Here is a 17,896-nt window from a genome sequence, read left to right as displayed (position 1 = left end):
GGCGCGCCGGATCCTGCGGGGGCTGCCGACGTCGTCGGGAACCGACCCGCCGGGACCGCCGCCCCGTCTGGGAGAATGGACGGGATGTCTGACTACCAGCCCCGCCGCCCCGGCTCGAAGCCCGCCCCCGCCCATCGCACGGACCGCACCGGCAAGCCTGCGTTCAAACGGCCCGAGCGCGGCATGATCGACGAGTCCGAGGCCCGCCAGCTCGCCGAGGACCGCGAGCGCATGCACCGCGCCGGGGTCGGCCACCAGCTCTCCGCGCCGAAGCGCCGCGAGGCCGCGGCCGCCGAGCGCCCCCAGGTGATGCCCAAGACCGAGGGCTGGGCCCAGCCCATGGGACCGGACGGACGCCCGCAGCTGCAGTTCAAGCAGCCGCGGGTCTCCCAGCCGCCGCAGCACCTCGCCGACCTCACCCTGGCCGAGCGCCAGGAGAAGGCGAAGGAGATCGGCCTGCCCGCGTTCCGCGCGAAGCAGCTCTCCGTGCACTACTTCGAGCACTTCACCACGGACCCGGAGCAGATGACGGACCTGCCCAAGGACAAGCGGGAGGCGATCGCCGAGGCGTTCTTCCCGCCGCTGCTCACCGAGGTCCGCCGCATGGAGACCGACCGGGGGGACACGATCAAGTTCCTGTGGCGCCTGTTCGACGGCGCGCTCGTGGAGTCCGTGCTGATGCGCTATCCCGGCCGCGTCACGCTGTGCGTGTCCAGCCAGGCCGGCTGCGGCATGAACTGCCCGTTCTGCGCCACGGGCCAGGCCGGGCTGACCCGCAACATGTCCACGGCCGAGATCGTGGAGCAGATCGTGCGCGCCAACCAGGTGATCGCCGCGGGCGGCCTCGGCGGCAAGCGCAAGGACGGCGGGCACGACGCCGACCGCGTCACCAACGTCGTCTTCATGGGCATGGGCGAGCCGCTGGCCAACTACAAGCGCGTGATCGCCTCCGTGCGACGCATGGTGGACCCGGCACCGGAGGGCCTGGGCATGTCCGCGCGGCACGTCACGCTCTCCACGGTCGGCCTGGTGCCGGCCATCCGCAAGCTGACGGAGGAGGGCATCCCGCTCACCTTCGCGCTCTCCCTCCACGCCCCCGACGACGAGCTGCGCGACGAGCTCATCCCCGTGAATTCGCGGTGGAAGGCGGACGAGGCCATCGACGCCGCCTACGACTACTTCGTGAAGACCGGCCGGCGCGTGTCCATCGAGTACGCCCTCATCAAGGACATGAACGACCACGCGTGGCGCGCCGACCTGCTGGCCAAGAAGCTCAACGCGCGCGGCAAGGGCTGGGTGCACGTGAACCCCATCCCGCTGAATCCGACGCCGGGATCCATCTGGACCGCCTCGGAGCGGGACGTCACCCGCGAGTTCGTCGACCGCCTCAACGCGGCCGGCATCCCCACGACGCTGCGCGACACCCGCGGCAAGGAGATCGACGGCGCATGCGGCCAGCTCGCGGCCGAGGACGAGGACTGACCCCGGCGCTTTCGCTGACGGAACGGGGTTTACCGGTCACTCGCACTCGTGGAACGGGGGCACCCGCACCCGACGGCGCCCCGCACCTCTTCTCCCAGAGGTGCGGGGCGCCGTCGTCGGTCTCCAGCTCGGGGCCTTGCCGAATCCGCCCCTCAGCGGATCAGAACTCCACGGTCGTCGAGTCGCCCGGCTCGGCGGTGCCACCGGTGACCTTGGCCTTCACGACCTCGACCGCGGTGGCCACCGCGCCCGCGGATTCCCAGTACTGCGCGGACTCGGCGTCCACGCGCACGAGCACGATCTGCGGATCCTCGGGCGTCGAGCCCTCACCGAAGAAGGACTCGTTGACGGCGCTCCAGTACTTCCTCTTGCGCTCGTCGTCACGGACCACCTGGCCGTGGCCGGAGACGGACGCCCAGAAGGACCTCTCCTGGACCGCCACGTTCACGGGACGCTGGGCGGCCTCGTCGGCGACGTCGGAGCTCGCGCGGGTCATGAACCACAGGGTGCCGTCCTGCTCGGCCTCCTGCAGGCCCATGGGGCGGGTCACGAGGCGGCCGTCGGCCTCAGAGGTGGTGAGCATGGCGACACGGACGTCGGCCAGCCTCTCGAGCAGGTGGGTGCGGGGGTCCTTCTCAGCCATGACGGCTCTCCTTCGGTCTCACGGTCAGTGCGTGACCCCGACGCTAGGCCCCTGCGCCGGGGCTCGGCCAGGCTCGCGCGCCGGACGACGGCGGCCGGCGTCGTGCCTCAGTCCTCGGACGCGAGGTGCGCGATCTGCTCCACGGCGTACGCGTAGCCGTGCACGCCCGCACCGGCGATGACCGCCTCGACCACGGGGGAGAGGTAGGAGTGGTGCCGGAACGGCTCGCGGGCGTGCACGTTGCTCAGGTGCACCTCCACGGCCGGGATCTCGACGGCGGACAGCGCGTCCCGGATCGCGACGGACGTGTGGGTGAAGCCGCCCGGGTTCAGCACGATCCCGACGGCGGCCTCCCGCGCCTCGTGGATCCAGTCGATCAGCACGCCCTCGTGGTTGGACTGGCGGAACTCCACGGCGAGGCCGTGCTGCGCCGCGCGTGCCTCGGTGAGGTCGCGGACGTCGTCGAGGGTGGCCGTCCCGTAGACCTCCGGCTCGCGCGTGCCGAGCAGGTTCAGGTTCGGGCCGTTGAGGACGAACACGGTGCGGGCGCTCTGGTCGGTCATGGCGTCTCCTGGGGGTGTCGGAGGGGAGGGCGGGGCGGGCGGACGGGGCCGGACGGCGACGGCGGCGTCCCCTGCGAGCGTACGTCGCCGGCGTCGTCCGCGACTCGCGCGCGGCCCCCACGCCGCCGCCCCCGACCTCGGCGCCGACGTCCCCGCCACCGTCACGCTGACGGGCACGGGCGTGGCCGGCGTCGAGATGCCCCGGATCGGGCTGGGCACGTGGCGCCTGGCCGGGGAGGAGGGCGCCGACGCGGTGCACGCGGCCCTCGCGGCCGGCTACCGCCACGTCGACACGGCGGAGAACTACGGGAACGAGGACGCGGTGGGCCTCGCCGTCGCCCGGGCCCTCGCCGAGGGCGTGCTCACCCGCGACGAGCTGTTCCTCACCACGAAGTTCAACAGGGAGCACCACGGCGGCCCGGAGCGGGTGCGGCCCGCCGTCGAGGCCTCCCTGCGCCGCCTGGGCGTGGACCATGCCGACCTCGTGCTCATCCACTGGCCCAATCCCGAGCAGGACCGGTACGTGGAGACGGCGGCCGCGCTCGCGGGCCTCGTGGAGACGGGCCTGATCCGCGCGTGGGGCGTCTCCAACTTCACGGCCGAGCACCTGGACCGCCTCGCGGAGGCCGGACTGCGGGCCCCGGTCGACCAGATCCAGGTGGACCCCGTGGCCGCGATCCCCGGCTGGCAGGCCGCCGTCCACGCGCACGGCGCCGTGGTCACGGCCTACTCGCCCATCGGCCGCGCCGAGCTCGGCATCGAGACCCGCGAGGCGATCACGGCCGCCGTCGCCCGGACGGGGCGCACCGTGCAGCAGGTGGTGTTGCGCTGGCACCTGCAGCACGGGCGCGTCGTCATCCCCAAGTCGGCGGATCCGGCGCGCCAGGCCGAGAACCTGGACCTCCTCTCCTTCTCCCTCACGCCCGTGGAGATGGCCGGGATCGACGCGCTCGACGACGGCTCCGGCCCCCGGCAGCACCCGGAGACGTTCGGGCACTGAACGCGCCGGAACCGGCGCGGTGCCGGGGGTCCCGCGCGCGGGGACAGAGGCGCGGGGCGGAATAGCCGCGCTCGACGGCCTGTTCCACCCCGTGAACCACTGACGGCGCCGCCCCGCTCGGGCGCCGACGTCGCCACCGATGAAAGGACCTCCCATGGCCACCGCCGATCTCACCCTCGACGCCTTCGGCTCGACCGTCTCCGAGAACGACACCGTCCTGGTGGACTTCTGGGCCTCCTGGTGCGGCCCGTGCCGCCAGTTCGCCCCGGTCTTCGAGGCCGCCTCGGAGAAGCATGAGGACGTCGTGTTCGCCAAGGTGGACACCGAGGCCGAGCAGCAGCTCGCCGCGATGGCCGGGATCACCTCGATCCCCACGCTGATGGCGTTCCGCGGCGGCGTGCTCGTGTTCTCCCAGGCCGGCGCCCTTCCCGGCTCGGCGCTCGATCAGCTCCTCGAGCAGGTCAAGGGCCTGGACGTCGAGGAGGTGCGCCGCATGGCGCAGGAGGGTGAGGACGGCGCCGAGGCCGGCGCGGACGAGTCCGCCCAGCCCGACGCGCTCAACGCGCGCTGACCGCGTCCAGCCCGACGCGCGTCGACCTCAACGCGCGCTGAACGCCCCCTGCTCCCACTGCTCCACGAGCCACGGACTGAACGCTCGGGGCACGGCGGCCAGCGCGGCCGTCAGCTCGGGGACGGTGACCCAGCACCATTCGGCGACCTCGTCCCGCTCCGGGGCGGGGTCGCCGTCGATCTCGGCCCGGAACACGGGGCACACCTCGTGCTCCTCCATGCCCCCGGCGTCGACGGCGCGGTAGCGGAAGTCCGGCAGCAGCGGCGTCACGTCCCGCACGCCCACGCCCAGCTCCTGGGGGGCGCGCCGCACCACGGCCGCGGCGGGGCTTTCCCCGACGCCGGGATGGCCGCAGAAACCGTTGGTCCACACGCCGCCGAACGCCTTCTTGCCCAGGGCGCGCCGCGTGAGCAGGAAGCGCCCGGCCGCGTCGTACACGTGGCAGGAGAACGCCAGGTGCAGCGGGGTGCCGCCCTCGTCCACGCGGCGGTGCACCGTCGCCTTGGGCTCGGTGCCCACGGGGACGCCGTCCGAACCCAGGAGCACCACCAGCTCGACGGCGGACGGGGCGGCGGGGGTGCGGGGCGAGGACGTCTCCATCCCCCCAGTGTGGCAGGCGCGGAGGCCGTGCACCGGGGTGACCAGGGACCGCGACCGGCGGGCCGCAGCCCCTGACCTGGGCGGATAGAATCCGATTTCGACGCCTCCATCCGGGGCGGCCGCCCGTTCTGATCCCAGGAGACACCAGACCCATGACCCGTACCCCCGCCTTCGCGCGTCCCGCCGGCCTCGCCGCCCTCTCCGCTGCGGCCCTCCTGGCCCTGACCGCGTGCGGCGGCTCGGACGCTCCTACGTCCTCCGAGTCCACCTCCGCGTCGTCCACCTCCACGACCCCGTCCGTCTCCGCCGAGTCCTCGACGTCGGCCTCCGCCTCCGCGTCGGCCACCGAGTCCTCCTCCTCCGCTTCGAGCACCGCCGCCGCGGCCGACTACTCGCCCGGCGCCTGCTTCACCGCGGACGTGGGCGTGCGCGACCTCAGCAACTTCACCCCCGTGGACTGCGCCGAGAAGCACACCGCGGAGTACCTCTGGGCCGTCCCCGCCGCGGACCCGGCCGACACGGCCTCCACCACCGCCGCCGTCTGCCAGGCCGAGGGTGCCCGCCTGGCGAAGGAGGAGGAGCGCCTGAACGGCGCCGTCGTCACCGCCGCGGAGCTCAGCTCCTTCGGCTCCGAGGGGACGCACTGCGTGGCTTACGCCGTCTCCGGCGAGTGGACGGGACAGCTCGCGGACCCCGAGATGACCCTGGAGAAGGCCACCGAGGAGAACGCGGCCGCCACCTCCTGATCCGCCCGGCGGTCCCTCACCGCGCCCGGCGGCCACCTCCTGATCCGCCCGGCGGTCCGCCGCCGGGCGTGTCCGTCCGCGTCGCACGGGTACGCTCGGCTGGACGGGCCGGACCGGGGGCCGTTACCGTCCTCGGAGAGGACATTCGACGATCGAACCATCGAGCGACACCACGGATCCCCCGCGCCTCGCGGGGGGTCCGTCGCGCCGTCGTCTCAGCTGCCGAGGAGGGCCCATGCAGGACGCGGACGGGGTCTCCGCCGTGCTCACCCAGACGCTCGCGGGCGCCGCGGAGAGCGCCCCCGGCTCCGAGGCGTTCGCCGAGCTGCTCGGCACCCTCCAGCAGTCCACCGTGGGCGGCAAGCTCATCCGCCCGCGCCTCGTGGACCTCGGCTACCGGGCCGCCGCCGGCGTGCCCGTCCCGGCGGCGGACCGCGCGGCCGTGGACCGGCTCGGCGCCGCGTTCGAGCTCCTGCACACGGCCCTCCTGGTGCACGACGACGTGATCGACCGGGACACCGTCCGCCGCGGCCGCCCCACCGTGGCCGAGGTCTACCGCCGGCGCCTCGCAGGCGTGGGCGTCCCCGCCGGAGAGGACGCCCATGCAGGCCTCTCCGTCGCGGTCATCGCGGGCGACACCCTCCTCACCTTGGCCCTGCGCCTGGCCATGACGTGCACCCCCGACCCGGTGCGGGCCGCCCCCGTGGCCGCCGTCGTGCTGGACGCGGCCACGGCCTCGGCCGCCGGTGAGCTGGAGGACGTGCTCCTCGGCCTGGCCCGCCACACGGGCGAGCACCCGGAGCCCGCACGGATCCTCGCGATGCAGCGCCTCAAGACCGCCGCCTACACCTTCGAGGGCCCCCTGCGCGCCGGCGCCCTGCTGGCCGGCGCGACCCCCGATCTGGCCGCGGCCCTCGCCGCCGTCGGCGCCGACCTCGGGGCCGCCTACCAGGTGGTGGACGACGTGCACGGCGTGTTCGGCTCCCCGGACGCCACCGGCAAGCCCGACGCGGGTGACCTGCGCGAGGGCAAGGCCACGGTCGTCACCGCCCACGGGCGCCGGGATCCCGACGTCGCCGCGCTGCTGGACCGCGCCGCCGCCGCGCCCCCGGCCGGCAGCGTCTCGGGCCACCACGGCACCGCCCCGCACGGCACCGCCCCGCACGGCACCGCGGCCGGCACCGCGGCCGGCACCGCCCCGCACGGCACCGCGGCCGGCACCGCCCCGCACGGCACCGCACCCCACGACGACGGCGCCCCGCACCCCGTGGACGCCGCCCGTGCGGCCCTGGAGGAGGCGGGCTCGCGCACGCACGCCCTCGAGCTGGCCGCCGAACTCGTGGACCGCGGGCTCGCCCGTCTGGAGGCCCTGCCCCTGGGCGCCGCGGAGCGGGCGGACTTCGCCGCGGCCTGCCGCCGCATCCTCGGGACGGAGGAGCCCGCGTGAGCGCCCCGACCACCGGACTGGACCTCTTCACGCGCACCGCGCACGCCGCGGCCCGCACCGTGATCGGCCGCTACTCCACCTCCTTCTCCTGGGCCTGCCGCACCCTGCCCGCCCAGGCCCGCGGGGACATCGCCGCGATCTACGCGATGGTGCGCGTGGCGGACGAGATCGTCGACGGCCCGGCCGCGGCCGCCGGGCTGGAGCCTGCGCAGGTGCGCGCCGCCCTGGACGCCTACGAGACCGCCTGCGAGGACGCCATGGCCACGGGCTTTTCCGCGGACCTCGTGCTGCACGCGTTCGCCGACGTCGCCCGCCGCCACGGGATCACCCCCGAGCTGACGGCCCCCTTCTTCGCCTCGATGCGCGCGGACCTGGAGACGAGCGAGCACGGCGAGCACTCCCTGGCCGAGTACATCCACGGCTCGGCCGAGGTGGTGGGCCTGATGTGCCTGCGCGTGTTCGCCTCCCTGCCCGGCACCCGCGCGGACACCCCCGCCGAGCAGGAGGAGCTGCGCGCGGCCGCCTCCCGCCTCGGCGCGGCGTTCCAGAAGGTCAACTTCCTGCGGGACCTCGCCGCGGACCACGACGGCCTGGGCCGCACCTACTTCGCCGACGCGCGTCCGGGCACCCTCACCGAGGAGCGCAAGGCCGAGCTGCTCGCGGACCTGTGGGCGGACCTCGACGCCGCCCTGCCCGGCATCCACGCCCTCGACCCGCGGGCCGGCCGCGCCGTGCTCCTGGCCCACGGGCTCTTCGCGGAGCTCGCCTGGCGCATCGCCGCCGTCCCCGCCGCCGAGCTCGCAGAGCGCCGCGTGCGCGTGCCGGACGCTGTCAAGGCGCGCATTGCCCTGCGCGTGCTGGCCGGCTCCCGCCGCGACGACGGCGAGCACTCCCGGCGCGCGGGTCGCCGCAATCCCACCCGCTCCACCCGCTCCATCCGCCCTGGAGGCACCGCATGAGGACGCACCAGACCGACACCCGTCCGCGCCGCGTCGTCGTGGTGGGCGGCGGCTTCGCGGGCCTGGCCACCGCGGGCCTGCTCGCCCGCGACGGGCACCAGGTGACCCTGCTCGAGCGCCAGTCCGGGCTCGGCGGCCGCGCGGGGCGGTGGAGCGCGGAGGGCTTCACGTTCGACACCGGGCCCTCGTGGTACCTGATGCCAGAGGTGATCGACCGGTGGTTCCGCCTCATGGGGACCTCCGCCGACGAGCGCCTGGACCTGCGCCGCCTCGAGCCCGCCTACCGCGTGTACACGCAGGAGCACCTGGAGGAGCCGCCCGTCGACGTCGTCACGGGGCGCGCCGAGGCCACCGCGCTGGTGGAGCGCCTCGAGCCGGGAGCCGGCCCGCGCCTGGGCGCGTACCTGGACTCCGCCGCCCGCATCTACGCGCTGGCCAAGCGCCACTTCCTCTACACCGACTTCCGCCGCCCGCTCGCCCTGGCCCACCCCGAGGTGCTGCGCGCCCTGCCCGCGCTCGGCCCCCAGCTGCTGGGCGGGCTGCGCGGCCATGTGGCCCGCCGCTTCCAGGACCCCCGCGTGCGCCAGATCCTCGGCTACCCCGCCGTGTTCCTGGGGACCTCCCCGCGGCGCGCCCCGGCGATGTACCACCTCATGAGCCACCTCGACCTCGAGGACGGCGTGCAGCACCCCATCGGCGGGTTCGCCGCCCTGGTGGACGCGATGGCGGACCTGGCCCGCGAGGCCGGCGTCGAGATCCGCACGGAGGCGGAGGTCACCCGCATCGAGGTGGCGGACGCGGCTCCCTCGCCGGCCCGCGGCGCGCTGGGCCGACTCCGCGGGCGACGCCGCAGCCCCGGGCGGGCCACCGGCGTCGTCTACCGGGACGCCTCCGGCGCGGAGCACCGCGTGCCGGCGGACGCCGTGGTGGCCGCAGCGGACCTGCACCACGTGCAGACCCGCCTGCTTCCCGCGGCCCAGAGCGTGCCCGAGTCCGCGTGGGACGGCCGCGACCCCGGCCCCTCCGGGGTGCTGGTGTGCGTGGGCGTGCGCGGCGCGTTGCCCCAGCTGCTGCACCACACGCTGCTGTTCACCGCGGACTGGGATGACAACTTCGGCCGCATCGAGGCGGGCGACGAGCTGGCCGAGGAGACCTCGGTCTACGTCTCGCGCACCTCGGCCACGGACCCGGGCGCCGCGCCCGACGGCGACGAGGCCCTGTTCCTGCTCGTGCCCGCCCCCGCCGAGGTCGGCTGGGGCCGCGGCGGCGTCCGGACCCCGGACGAGGACACCCCCGGGGACCCGATGGTGGAGGCCGTGGCCGACCGCGCCCTCGCCCAGCTCGCCCGCTGGGCGGACATCCCGGACCTCGCCGAGCGGATCGTGGTGCGGCGCACCTACGGCCCCGGGGACTTCGCCGCCGAGGTGAACGCGTGGCGCGGCTCCCTGCTGGGTCCCGGGCACACCCTGCGCCAGTCGGCCATGTTCCGCCCCGCCGTGCGCGACGCCGACGTGGCCGGGCTGGTCTACGCCGGCTCGTCCGTGCGCCCGGGCATCGGCGTGCCCATGTGCCTGATCTCGGCCGAGATCGCCCGCGAGGCCGTGGCCCAGCACCTGGGTGCCCCCGTGCCGCGGCCAGGGGCCCCGCTGTGATCCGCACGCTGTTCCAGGCCTCCCGGCCCGTCAGCTGGATCAACACCGCCTTCCCTTTCGCCGCCGCCGCCATCCTCACCGGCGGGCTCCCGACGTGGCTCGTGGTGCTGGGCACCGTGTTCTTCCTGGTGCCCTACAACCTCGCCATGTACGGCATCAACGACGTCTTCGACTACGAGTCCGACCTCCGCAACCCCCGCAAGGGCGGCGTGGAGGGTGCCGTGGTGGGCGGGGAGTCCCGCCGCGCGGTGCTGCTCTGGTCCTGCCTGCTCCCGCTGCCGTTCGTCGCGGTGCTGGCCGGCTGGTCCATCGCCCGGGGGCAGTGGGACGCCGTCGCCGTGCTGGCTGTGAGCCTGTTCGCGGTGGTCGCCTACTCGTGGGCGGGGCTGCGCTTCAAGGAGCGCCCCTTCCTGGACGCGGCGACGTCGGCCACGCACTTCGTCTCCCCGGCCGTGTACGGGCTCGTGCTCGCGGGCGCGACGTTCACGCCGGCGCTGTGGGCGCTGCTGGCCGGGTTCTTCCTCTGGGGCATGGCCTCCCAGATGTTCGGCGCGGTGCAGGACGTGGTGCCGGACCGCGAGGGAGGGCTCGCCTCCGTGGCCACCGTGCTCGGCGCCCGGCCCACCGTGTGGCTCGCCGCCGCCCTGTACGCCGGTGCCGGCCTCCTGATGCTCGGCACCGAGTGGCCCGGCCCGCTCGCCGCCCTGCTGGCCGTGCCCTACCTGCTGAACACCCTGCGCTTCCGCGGGGTCACCGACGCCACCTCCGGGGAGGCCAACCGCGGCTGGCGGCTTTTCCTGCCGCTGAACTACGGGGTGGGCTTCGGCGTGACCATGCTGCTGATCGCCTGGGCCTTCGCCCGCGGGGGTGCGGCGTGATCTACCTCGCCTGCCTCCTGGCCGTGATCGGCTGCATGGCCCTGCTCGACCGCCGCTTCCGCCTGTTCCTGTGGCGCCGCCCGGCCGTCGGGGCGCTCGTGCTGGCCGTGGGCCTGGCCTACTTCCTCGCGTGGGACGTGTGGGGGATCGTGGCGGGCGTGTTCCTGCACCGCGAGTCCCCGTACATGACCGGACTGCTGGTGGCCCCCCAGCTGCCGGTCGAGGAGGTCTTCTTCCTCCTCTTCCTCAGCTACCTCACCATGGTCCTGTTCACGGGCGCGGTGCGGATCCTGGAGCACCGGGCGGGGCGTGACACGTGAGCTTCTGGGATCTGAACGTCGTGTTCGTGGGGATCGCCCTCGTCGTGCTGCTCGCCGCCGTGCTCACGCGCCGCCTGCGCGGCCGGCACCTGGCCGCCCTGGGCCTCGCGCTCGCGGCGCTGTGGGTGCTCACCGCGATCTTCGACAACGTCATGATCGCCGCGGGCCTGTTCGACTACGGGCACGACCTGCTCTCCGGCGTCTACCTGGGCCTGGCGCCCCTCGAGGACTTCGCCTACCCCCTGGGATCCGCCCTCCTGCTGCCCGCGCTGTGGCTGCTCCTCACCGGGCGGCGGGACCGCTCCGGCGGGGACCGCGGCGGGGAGCGCTGACGTGTTCCCCCTGCTCCCGGCGGACCTGCTGCGCGCCCTCGGCCCGGTCCTCATCCCGCTCGCCTGGGCCACGGCGGGCTGGCCGTCCGCGGCGGTGATGTTCCTCGTGTTCGGCGCGCAGTGGCTGCTGCGCTGGCTCGGCGGAGGGACCCTGCTGGACTGGGCCGGGCAGGCCATGCTGCTGGCGGCCGGCTGGTTCAGCGTGGTCGGCCTCTACCACCAAGTGCCGACCCTGGACATCGTGGTCCACGCGGCCGCCTCCGCCGTGGTGGCCGGGCTCGTGGGCGTCAGCCTGCGCGCCTGGCTGCGCCACCGCGCCGGCAGCACAGGCGGCATGGGCGCGGGTGCCGAGCCCGGACGCACCGCAGGGATCCCCGGCCGGACGGACGCGGCCGGCGTCGTGCGCGCCGTCGGGCCCCTGGTGGCCGTGCTCGCCCTCGCCTCGCTCACGGTGACGCTCGGCGTGGTGTGGGAGATCGCCGAGTGGTGGGCCCACCACGCCGTCTCGGAGGAGATCGGCGTGGGCTACGACGACACCCTCGGCGACCTCCTCGCCGACAGCCTGGGCGCGCTCGTCGGCTCGGCGCTGGCGGTGCGCGCGGCCGACGCCGGCGCGGTGGCCGTCAGCGGGGCCACCCCCTCCCGCGCCGGGCAGGGCAGCCGATGACCCCGGAGCCCACCGTCAGCGTGGTCATCCCCGTGCTCGACGACGCCGCCCACCTTCGCGTCTGCCTGGCGCATCTGGCCCGCCAGACCCGGCCCGCGGACGAGGTCGTGGTGGTGGACAACGGGAGCGTGGACGGCTCGGCCGACGTCGCCCGGGAGTTCGGCGCCCGCGTGGTCACCGAGCCCGAGCGGGGCATCCCCGCCGCCTCGGCCGCCGGGTTCGACGCCGCCGTCGGCACGCTCCTGCTCCGGTGCGACGCGGACACCCGTGCGCCGGAGGACTGGATCGAGCGGATCACGGCGCGCTTCGCCGCCGACCCGCGCCTGGATGCGCTCACCGGCCCCGGCGAGTTCTACGACCAGCCGGGCCTGCTCGGCGTGCTGCGCTCCCGGCTCTACACGAACGCCTACCGCTGGGCAGCGGGTGCCGCGCTCGCGGGCACCCCGCTGTGGGGCTCCAACCTGGCCCTGCGCGCCGAGGCGTGGCAGGCGGTGCGGGGGAGTGTGCACCGCCACCGCGCCGACCTGCACGACGACCTCGACCTCTCCTTCCACCTCGCCCTCGCCGGGCACATCGTGCGGTTCGACCCGCACGTGCGCGTGGGAGCCGCCGGGCGGATCTTCCACTCGCTCGGCGCCCGCGCACGTCAGGGCCGCATGGCGGGCGCCACCCTGCGCGCCAACTGGGCGATCCTCCCGCCCGGTCAGCGCTGGGTGCGGCGGGTGCAGCAGGCCCGGGGCCCGCGCGCGGACTAGCCCTTCTTCGCGCCGTCCTTCTTCGAGCGGTCCAGCGGGTTGCGGCGCAGGGGGAGCCGGTCGGCCAGGGCGCGCACGAGACCGCGGGTGCGGCCGCGCTCGCCGCCGGTCTTGCGGCGCTGGCCCTCGGCCAGGATGTTGGCGGCCATCTCCGGGAAGACCACGGCGTGGAACGGCAGGATGGCCGTCCAGTAGGCGCGGCCCAGCAGGCCGTCGGGCATGAAGATCGCGCGCTGGCGGTACACCGACCCGCCGCCCTCGCGGGGCTCGACGGCCAGCTGCAGCCAGGCGCGCCCGCCGGCGCGCATCTCGGCACGCAGGGTCAGCCGGTGGCCGTACTCGATCTTCTCCACGCGCCACCAGTCCACGATGTCGCCGCGGCGCAGGTGCTCGGCGTCGCGACGGCCGCGGGCCAGGCCCGGCCCGCCGACGGCCTTGTCGACGACGCCGCGGATCTGCCACAGCAGGGGCGTGGAGTACCAGCCGTTGGCCCCGCCGACCGACTCGATCACGGGCCACACGTCCTCGGGTGAGAGGTCGGACTCACGCTCCCGCTCGTCCTTGTACACGGTCTTGCCGGCCCACTCCGGGTCCGAGGGCAGGGGCGCGGCCGGGTCGACGGCGGAGTACTCGTCCGCCTCCCACGTGACGTCCAGCGGGCCGGACTCCTCGTGGTGCAGGGCGCGGCGCACGGCGTCCTGGTAGCTGGTGAGGCCGCCCGGGGGGTCGGGGATGATGTCCGCCACGGTGTGGTTCGAGGTCACCGCGTCCTCGCGCAGCGAGGAGGCGAGCGGCAGGGCCACGCCCACGGGGATCGGGGTCACCATGCCGATCCAGAACCCGGAGAGGTGGGAGGCCGGGAACGGGAGCGGGATCACGATGCGCTTGGACAGGCCGGCAGCCTCGGCGTACTGCGTCAGCAGGGTGGCGAAGGGCTGGGCCACGCCGTCGCCGATCTGGGCGCGGGCCTGCACGGGCTCGGGCAGGGCGCACGCGTGGGCCAGGTAGTAGAGCACGTCGCGGATGGCGATGGGCTCCACCTTGTTCTTCAGCCACGAGGGGCCGGGCATCACGGGGAGACGGTCCGAGAGGTGTCGGATCATCTCGAAGGAGGTGGAGCCGGAGCCGATGACCACGCCGGCCTCGAAGACCAGCGCGGGTGCGGCGGCCTCGTCCAGACGGCGTGCCACGAGCTCGCGGGAGCGCATGTGGTCGGAGAGCTCCTCCACGGGCTTCTCGTCCGGGTGCAGGCCGGAGAGGTAGACCAGCTGGGTGACGCCGGCGTCGTCCGAGGCGCGGGCCACGACGTCGGCGATCTTCTGCTCCCGCTCCACGAAGTCACCGTCACCGCCCATGGAGTGCACGAGGTACAGGGCGGTGTGGACGTCCTCCATCGCTGCGCGGACCTCGTCCGGCTCCGAGAGGTCGGCCTTCATGATCTCCACGCGGTCCGACCACGGCCGGCCCTCGAGGTCCTCGGGGTTGCGGGCCACGGCCCGCACGGCGAAGCCGGCGGCCACGAGCTCGGGGATCAGGCGGCCGCCCACGTAGCCGGTGGCGCCGGTGACGAGGACGCGGCGGCCGCGGCCCTCGGGCAGGGACAGGCCGAGGGGTGAGGCGAAGGGGGCGCGGGACTCGGAGGTGCCGGGCTCGGTGCCGGGCTGGTCGGCGGGGGAGGAGGCGGCGGACGCGGATGCGGGAGTGGCGCGCGCGACGGAGGGGGTGCTCATCGGGCCAGCCTAGGGAAGGGGCCGGACCGGTTACGAGGTCTGAGCCTCAGTGGCCCGCATCTCACCCCGTCGGCTCCTCGCCCACCGTGTGCGGCATCGGGCGGACCACCATGGGAAACTGGTGGGTATGGCCATCGCAGATTCGGGAGACGTCCTGCCGCACGTGCGCACGGAGGCAATCCGGGCGGTCGTCGGCAGCACGATGGCGGACCGCGGATTCGAGATCGCCGCCCGGGGCGCCGTCGGCCGGCTCCGGTACGACGCCGCGGGCGGCGTGGTCGACGCCTCCGTGCGCGGCACTGCCCCGAGTCCCTACCGGGTGCGCGTGCAGGTGCAGGAGGTCTACGCGGCCGAGCCCGGCGCGCCCGCCGAGGTGGAGCCGGTCACCGGCCGCTGCACCTGCCCCGTGGGCACCGACTGCAAGCACGTGGCCGCGGTGCTCTACCAGGTGGTCCGCCTGGACGCCGACCAGGCGCTCGGCGAGGCCCGCCGCAAGCTCGCGGACATGGTCACCACGGCCGACGCCCTGCCCGTGCCGCCCTCCTCGGACCCCGACGCCGTGGCTGCCGCGGCCCGGGAGCGCTCGGCCGCCCGCGGCACGGGCCTCGACTGGCGCCGCGTGATGGAGCCCCTCGCCGGCCTGGACGCCCCGCGCCGCCTGGGTGCACCGCCGCCCCTGGCGATCGGCGTGGAGCTCGTCGCCGAGTCCTCCCGCAACGTGTACCAGCAGTGGGGCCCGGCGCCCGCGGGCGAGGAGCACCTGCGGGAGGGCCGCCCGCTGTACGTGATCGTCCGCCCCCTCAGGCGCGGCGCGAAGGGCACCTGGATCAAGGGCGGGCTCACGTGGCGCGCCTTCCAGTTCCCGCGCGCCGAGTTCGCCCCGGCCCAGGAGCGGGCGCTGCGCCTCATCTGGCGCCAGCTCATGGCCGAGGACTCCTACCCCACGGACGCCTGGTTCGGCCTGCACGCCTTCGACTCCCCGCGCATCTGGCAGCTCCTCGCCGAGGCGCAGTCCGCGGGCGTCGAGCTGGTGCCGCTGGGCCTGCTCTCCGGGGTCGTCCTCGACGATCCCGCCGCCGTGGGCCTCGACGTGACGCGCGCCCCGGACGGCGGCCTCGAGGTCGCCCCCTCGCTGAGCACCATGCCCGGCGGCATGGCCGGGGTGCAGGTGGTGGGCAGCGTGGGCTTCTACCGCGTCACCGACGACGACGGCGGGTTCACCCTGCACCTCATCCCCGCCGTCGCCCCGGTCCCGGAGGCCGTGCAGCAGCTCGTGCTCGCGGGCGAGCCCGTGCGCGTGCCCGCCGCCGACCGGGACGAGTTCCTCACCCGCGTGTACCCGCGGCTGCGTGCCGCCCTCGAGGTGGCCAGCCCCGACGCGTCCGTGGAGCTGCCCGAGTTCGAGCCCCCCGTGCTGCGCCTGCGCGCCGACTTTCAGAAGGACCACCGCCTCGTGCTGCGCTGGTCCTGGCTGTACTTCGACCCGCCCCGCGAGCTCGGGATGAACCCGGCGGGGGACACCCTGCGGGACGTCCGCCATGAGGACGCCGTCCTGCGCGCCGCCGCCGAGGCCTGGCCCCGGGCGGGCCGGGCCGAGGAGCAGGTGCTCGAGGGTGTGGCCGCGGCGCGCTTCTCCGAGACCGTGCTGCCGCAGCTGCAGCGGCTGGACCACGTGCGCGTGGACGTGCGCGGCGAGCGCCCCGAGTACCGCGAGCTGACGGCGGCGCCGCGGATCGAGGCGAGCACCACCGCCGCCCGCAACGACTGGTTCGACCTGGGCGTGCAGGTCTCCGTGGACGGGCACGTGCTGCCGTTCGCGCAGCTGTTCACCGCCCTCGTGCAGGGGCAGAGCTCGCTGATCCTCTTCGACGGCTCCTACCTCTCCCTCGACCATCCGGCGTTCGAGCGGCTGCGCGCGCTGCTCTCCGAGGCCGCCACGCTGCAGGAGTGGACCCCGGAGAACCCCTCCGTGTCCCGGCATCAGGTGGGGTTCTGGGAGGAGCTCAAGGAGCTCGCCGACGAGACGACGGAGGATCCCGCGTGGACCGCCGCCGTCGGCCGCCTCGCCGCCATGGAGCGCCTGCCCGAGGCGCCTGAGCCCGCCGGGCTGCAGGCGGACCTGCGCCCGTACCAGCAGGAGGGGCTGCGCTGGCTGCACTTCCTGTACGAGCAGGACCTCGGGGGGATCCTGGCCGACGACATGGGCCTCGGCAAGACCGTGCAGACCCTCGCGCTCATGGCGCACGCCCGCGCCGCGCACCCCGGCCGCGCGCCGTTCCTGGTGGTGGCGCCGAGCTCGGTGGTGTCCGTGTGGGCCGCGGAGGCGGCCAAGTTCACCCCCGGCCTGGACGTGCGCGTGCTGGACACCACCACGCGCAAGCGGGGAGCGGACGTGGAGACGGCGGTGGCCGGCGCCGACGTCGTGGTGACGAGCTACACCCTGCTGCGGATCGACGCCGCCCAGTACGGGAGGGTGACGTGGGGCGGCGTGGTCTACGACGAGGCGCAGTTCCTCAAGAACCGCGCCTCCAAGGTGCACGCCGTGGCCCGGGACCTGCCCGCCCCGTTCCGTCTGGCCATCACGGGCACGCCCATGGAGAACTCGCTCAGCGACCTCTGGGCGCTGCTCGCCGTCGTCGTGCCGGGGCTGTTCCCGAGCCACCGCCGGTTCCGCGAGGCGTACGTGACGCCCATCGAGTCCGGGGAGCACCCGGAGCGGATGGCGGCCCTGCGCCGCCGCGTGCGCCCGTTCATGCTGCGCCGCTCCAAGGAGCTCGTGGCCAAGGACCTGCCGCCCAAGCAGGAGCAGGTGCTGCGCGTGGAGCTCGAGCCGAGCCATCGCAAGGTGTACGACCGCGTGCTGCAGCGCGAGCGCCGCAAGGTGCTGGGGCTGCTGAGCGACGTGGACGGCAACCGCTTCACCATCTTCAAGTCGCTCACGCTGCTGCGCATGCTCGCGCTCGCGCCGCAGATCGTGGAGGGGGAGTACGCCTCCATCCCCTCCTCGAAGCTGGAGCGGTTCCTGGACGACCTCACGGAGATCCTCGCCGAGGGCCACCGCGTGATCGTGTTCAGCCAGTTCACGAGCTTCCTCAAGGTGATCGCCGAGGAGCTGGACGCCATGGAGGTGGAGCACGCCTACCTCGACGGCGGCACGCGCGGCCGCGCCGAGGTGATCCGCGGCTTCCGGGAGGGCGAGGCGCCGGTGTTCCTCATCTCCCTCAAGGCCGGCGGCTTCGGCCTGACCCTGACCGAGGCCGACTACGTGTTCCTCATGGACCCGTGGTGGAACCCCGCCGCCGAGGCACAGGCGGTGGACCGCGCACACCGCATCGGCCAGGAGCGCACCGTGGTGGTCTACCGCATGGTCTCCGAGGGGACGATCGAAGAGAAGGTCCTCGAGCTGCAGCGACGCAAGGCCGAGCTGTTCGGGGCGCTCGTGGACGAGTCCGACGACTCCGGCGCGGGCGCGTTCACGGACTCGTTGACGGCCGACGACATCCGGGAGCTGCTCGGCGCGGAGGAGTGAGGGCCGCGCGGGGCGGGCCGGA

General features: G+C 74.8%; 17 protein-coding genes. 13 read left to right on the top strand and 4 right to left on the bottom strand.

Annotated elements, in window-relative coordinates; all coding sequences use genetic code 11:
- Positions 1-84 precede the first annotated feature (84 nt).
- A complete protein-coding gene (gene rlmN, locus LG274_RS07355; RefSeq protein WP_404463668.1) occupies positions 85-1,482 on the top strand; it encodes a 23S rRNA (adenine(2503)-C(2))-methyltransferase RlmN in 1,398 nt (465 codons plus the stop codon).
- Between the two features lie 160 nt (positions 1,483-1,642).
- On the opposite strand, the gene LG274_RS07350 is transcribed toward rlmN, so the two are convergent.
- Both LG274_RS07350 and aroQ read right to left on the bottom strand, forming a co-directional pair.
- The gene (locus tag LG274_RS07350; protein ID WP_298710153.1) at positions 1,643-2,125 is read right to left on the bottom strand and encodes a pyridoxamine 5'-phosphate oxidase family protein; all 483 of its coding nucleotides are present in this window, start codon (positions 2,123-2,125) and stop codon (positions 1,643-1,645) included.
- 107 nt (positions 2,126-2,232) lie between these two features.
- Complete coding sequence (aroQ, locus tag LG274_RS07345) at positions 2,233-2,688, bottom strand: type II 3-dehydroquinate dehydratase (RefSeq protein WP_298710155.1); 456 nt, start codon at positions 2,686-2,688, stop codon at positions 2,233-2,235.
- 181 nt (positions 2,689-2,869) lie between these two features.
- Between aroQ and LG274_RS07340 the strand changes: the two genes are divergently transcribed.
- A complete protein-coding gene (locus LG274_RS07340; RefSeq protein ID WP_404463665.1) occupies positions 2,870-3,688 on the top strand; it encodes an aldo/keto reductase in 819 nt (272 codons plus the stop codon).
- Positions 3,689-3,842: 154 nt separating this feature from the next.
- Positions 3,843-4,259, top strand: a complete 417-nt coding sequence (gene trxA / locus LG274_RS07335) for a thioredoxin (protein ID WP_404463663.1) — start codon at positions 3,843-3,845, stop codon at positions 4,257-4,259.
- A gap of 27 nt (positions 4,260-4,286) precedes the next feature.
- On the opposite strand, the gene idi is transcribed toward trxA, so the two are convergent.
- Complete coding sequence (gene idi, locus LG274_RS07330) at positions 4,287-4,859, bottom strand: isopentenyl-diphosphate Delta-isomerase (protein ID WP_298710159.1); 573 nt, start codon at positions 4,857-4,859, stop codon at positions 4,287-4,289.
- 152 nt (positions 4,860-5,011) lie between these two features.
- Between idi and LG274_RS07325 the strand changes: the two genes are divergently transcribed.
- The 9 genes from LG274_RS07325 (at position 5,012) to LG274_RS07285 (ending at position 12,615) form a co-directional block, all read left to right on the top strand.
- Positions 5,012-5,605, top strand: a complete 594-nt coding sequence (locus LG274_RS07325; protein ID WP_298985948.1) for a hypothetical protein — start codon at positions 5,012-5,014, stop codon at positions 5,603-5,605.
- A gap of 235 nt (positions 5,606-5,840) precedes the next feature.
- Positions 5,841-7,052 carry a polyprenyl synthetase family protein gene (locus tag LG274_RS07320; protein WP_404463660.1) on the top strand — a complete coding sequence of 404 codons (1,212 nt, stop codon included), beginning with the start codon at positions 5,841-5,843 and terminating at the stop codon, positions 7,050-7,052.
- A complete protein-coding gene (locus LG274_RS07315) occupies positions 7,049-8,011 on the top strand; it encodes a squalene/phytoene synthase family protein (RefSeq protein ID WP_298710166.1) in 963 nt (320 codons plus the stop codon). Before LG274_RS07320 ends, LG274_RS07315 begins: the two co-directional genes overlap by 4 nt.
- Positions 8,008-9,663, top strand: a complete 1,656-nt coding sequence (gene crtI, locus LG274_RS07310; RefSeq protein WP_298710168.1) for a phytoene desaturase family protein — start codon at positions 8,008-8,010, stop codon at positions 9,661-9,663. The genes LG274_RS07315 and crtI overlap by 4 nt, the downstream gene beginning before the upstream one ends.
- Positions 9,660-10,541 (top strand): prenyltransferase, encoded by an 882-nt coding sequence (locus tag LG274_RS07305; RefSeq protein WP_298710170.1) that lies wholly within the window; start codon positions 9,660-9,662, stop codon positions 10,539-10,541. The genes crtI and LG274_RS07305 overlap by 4 nt, the downstream gene beginning before the upstream one ends.
- Complete coding sequence (locus LG274_RS07300; RefSeq protein ID WP_298710172.1) at positions 10,538-10,861, top strand: lycopene cyclase domain-containing protein; 324 nt, start codon at positions 10,538-10,540, stop codon at positions 10,859-10,861. Before LG274_RS07305 ends, LG274_RS07300 begins: the two co-directional genes overlap by 4 nt.
- On the top strand, positions 10,858-11,193 hold the full coding sequence (locus tag LG274_RS07295; protein WP_298710174.1) for a lycopene cyclase domain-containing protein: 336 nt from the start codon (positions 10,858-10,860) through the stop codon (positions 11,191-11,193). The genes LG274_RS07300 and LG274_RS07295 overlap by 4 nt, the downstream gene beginning before the upstream one ends.
- A gap of 1 nt (position 11,194) precedes the next feature.
- On the top strand, positions 11,195-11,860 hold the full coding sequence (locus LG274_RS07290; RefSeq protein WP_298710176.1) for a hypothetical protein: 666 nt from the start codon (positions 11,195-11,197) through the stop codon (positions 11,858-11,860).
- Positions 11,857-12,615, top strand: coding sequence for a glycosyltransferase family 2 protein (locus LG274_RS07285; RefSeq protein WP_298710178.1), 759 nt, complete (start codon positions 11,857-11,859; stop codon positions 12,613-12,615). Before LG274_RS07290 ends, LG274_RS07285 begins: the two co-directional genes overlap by 4 nt.
- On the opposite strand, the gene LG274_RS07280 is transcribed toward LG274_RS07285, so the two are convergent.
- Positions 12,612-14,345, bottom strand: a complete 1,734-nt coding sequence (locus tag LG274_RS07280) for an SDR family oxidoreductase (protein WP_298710180.1) — start codon at positions 14,343-14,345, stop codon at positions 12,612-12,614. The two genes, LG274_RS07285 and LG274_RS07280, sit on opposite strands and share 4 nt — an antisense overlap.
- A 127-nt stretch (positions 14,346-14,472) precedes the next feature.
- Here LG274_RS07280 and LG274_RS07275 point away from each other — a divergent pair, with 127 nt between their 5' ends.
- A complete protein-coding gene (locus tag LG274_RS07275) occupies positions 14,473-17,874 on the top strand; it encodes an SNF2-related protein (protein WP_298710182.1) in 3,402 nt (1,133 codons plus the stop codon).
- Positions 17,875-17,896: the final 22 nt, after the last annotated feature.

This window comes from Micrococcus antarcticus, assembly GCF_044872765.1.
Classification (GTDB): domain Bacteria; phylum Actinomycetota; class Actinomycetes; order Actinomycetales; family Micrococcaceae; genus Micrococcus.
The sequence above is the reverse complement of the archived record's forward strand: the minus strand, read 5'-3'. Positions and strand labels throughout refer to the sequence as shown.

What these genes read in the sequence shown, in the direction of transcription:
- LG274_RS07275 (WP_298710182.1), top strand. Translation starts at nt 14,473, where the DNA reads ATGGCCATCGCAGATTCGGGAGACGTCCTGCCGCACGTGCGCACGGAG.
- LG274_RS07280 (WP_298710180.1), bottom strand. Translation starts at nt 14,345, where the DNA reads ATGAGCACCCCCTCCGTCGCGCGCGCCACTCCCGCATCCGCGTCCGCC.
- aroQ (WP_298710155.1), bottom strand. Translation starts at nt 2,688, where the DNA reads ATGACCGACCAGAGCGCCCGCACCGTGTTCGTCCTCAACGGCCCGAAC.
- LG274_RS07350 (WP_298710153.1), bottom strand. Translation starts at nt 2,125, where the DNA reads ATGGCTGAGAAGGACCCCCGCACCCACCTGCTCGAGAGGCTGGCCGAC.
- crtI (WP_298710168.1), top strand. Translation starts at nt 8,008, where the DNA reads ATGAGGACGCACCAGACCGACACCCGTCCGCGCCGCGTCGTCGTGGTG.
- trxA (WP_404463663.1), top strand. Translation starts at nt 3,843, where the DNA reads ATGGCCACCGCCGATCTCACCCTCGACGCCTTCGGCTCGACCGTCTCC.
- LG274_RS07285 (WP_298710178.1), top strand. Translation starts at nt 11,857, where the DNA reads ATGACCCCGGAGCCCACCGTCAGCGTGGTCATCCCCGTGCTCGACGAC.
- rlmN (WP_404463668.1), top strand. Translation starts at nt 85, where the DNA reads ATGTCTGACTACCAGCCCCGCCGCCCCGGCTCGAAGCCCGCCCCCGCC.
- LG274_RS07320 (WP_404463660.1), top strand. Translation starts at nt 5,841, where the DNA reads ATGCAGGACGCGGACGGGGTCTCCGCCGTGCTCACCCAGACGCTCGCG.
- LG274_RS07325 (WP_298985948.1), top strand. Translation starts at nt 5,012, where the DNA reads ATGACCCGTACCCCCGCCTTCGCGCGTCCCGCCGGCCTCGCCGCCCTC.
- idi (WP_298710159.1), bottom strand. Translation starts at nt 4,859, where the DNA reads ATGGAGACGTCCTCGCCCCGCACCCCCGCCGCCCCGTCCGCCGTCGAG.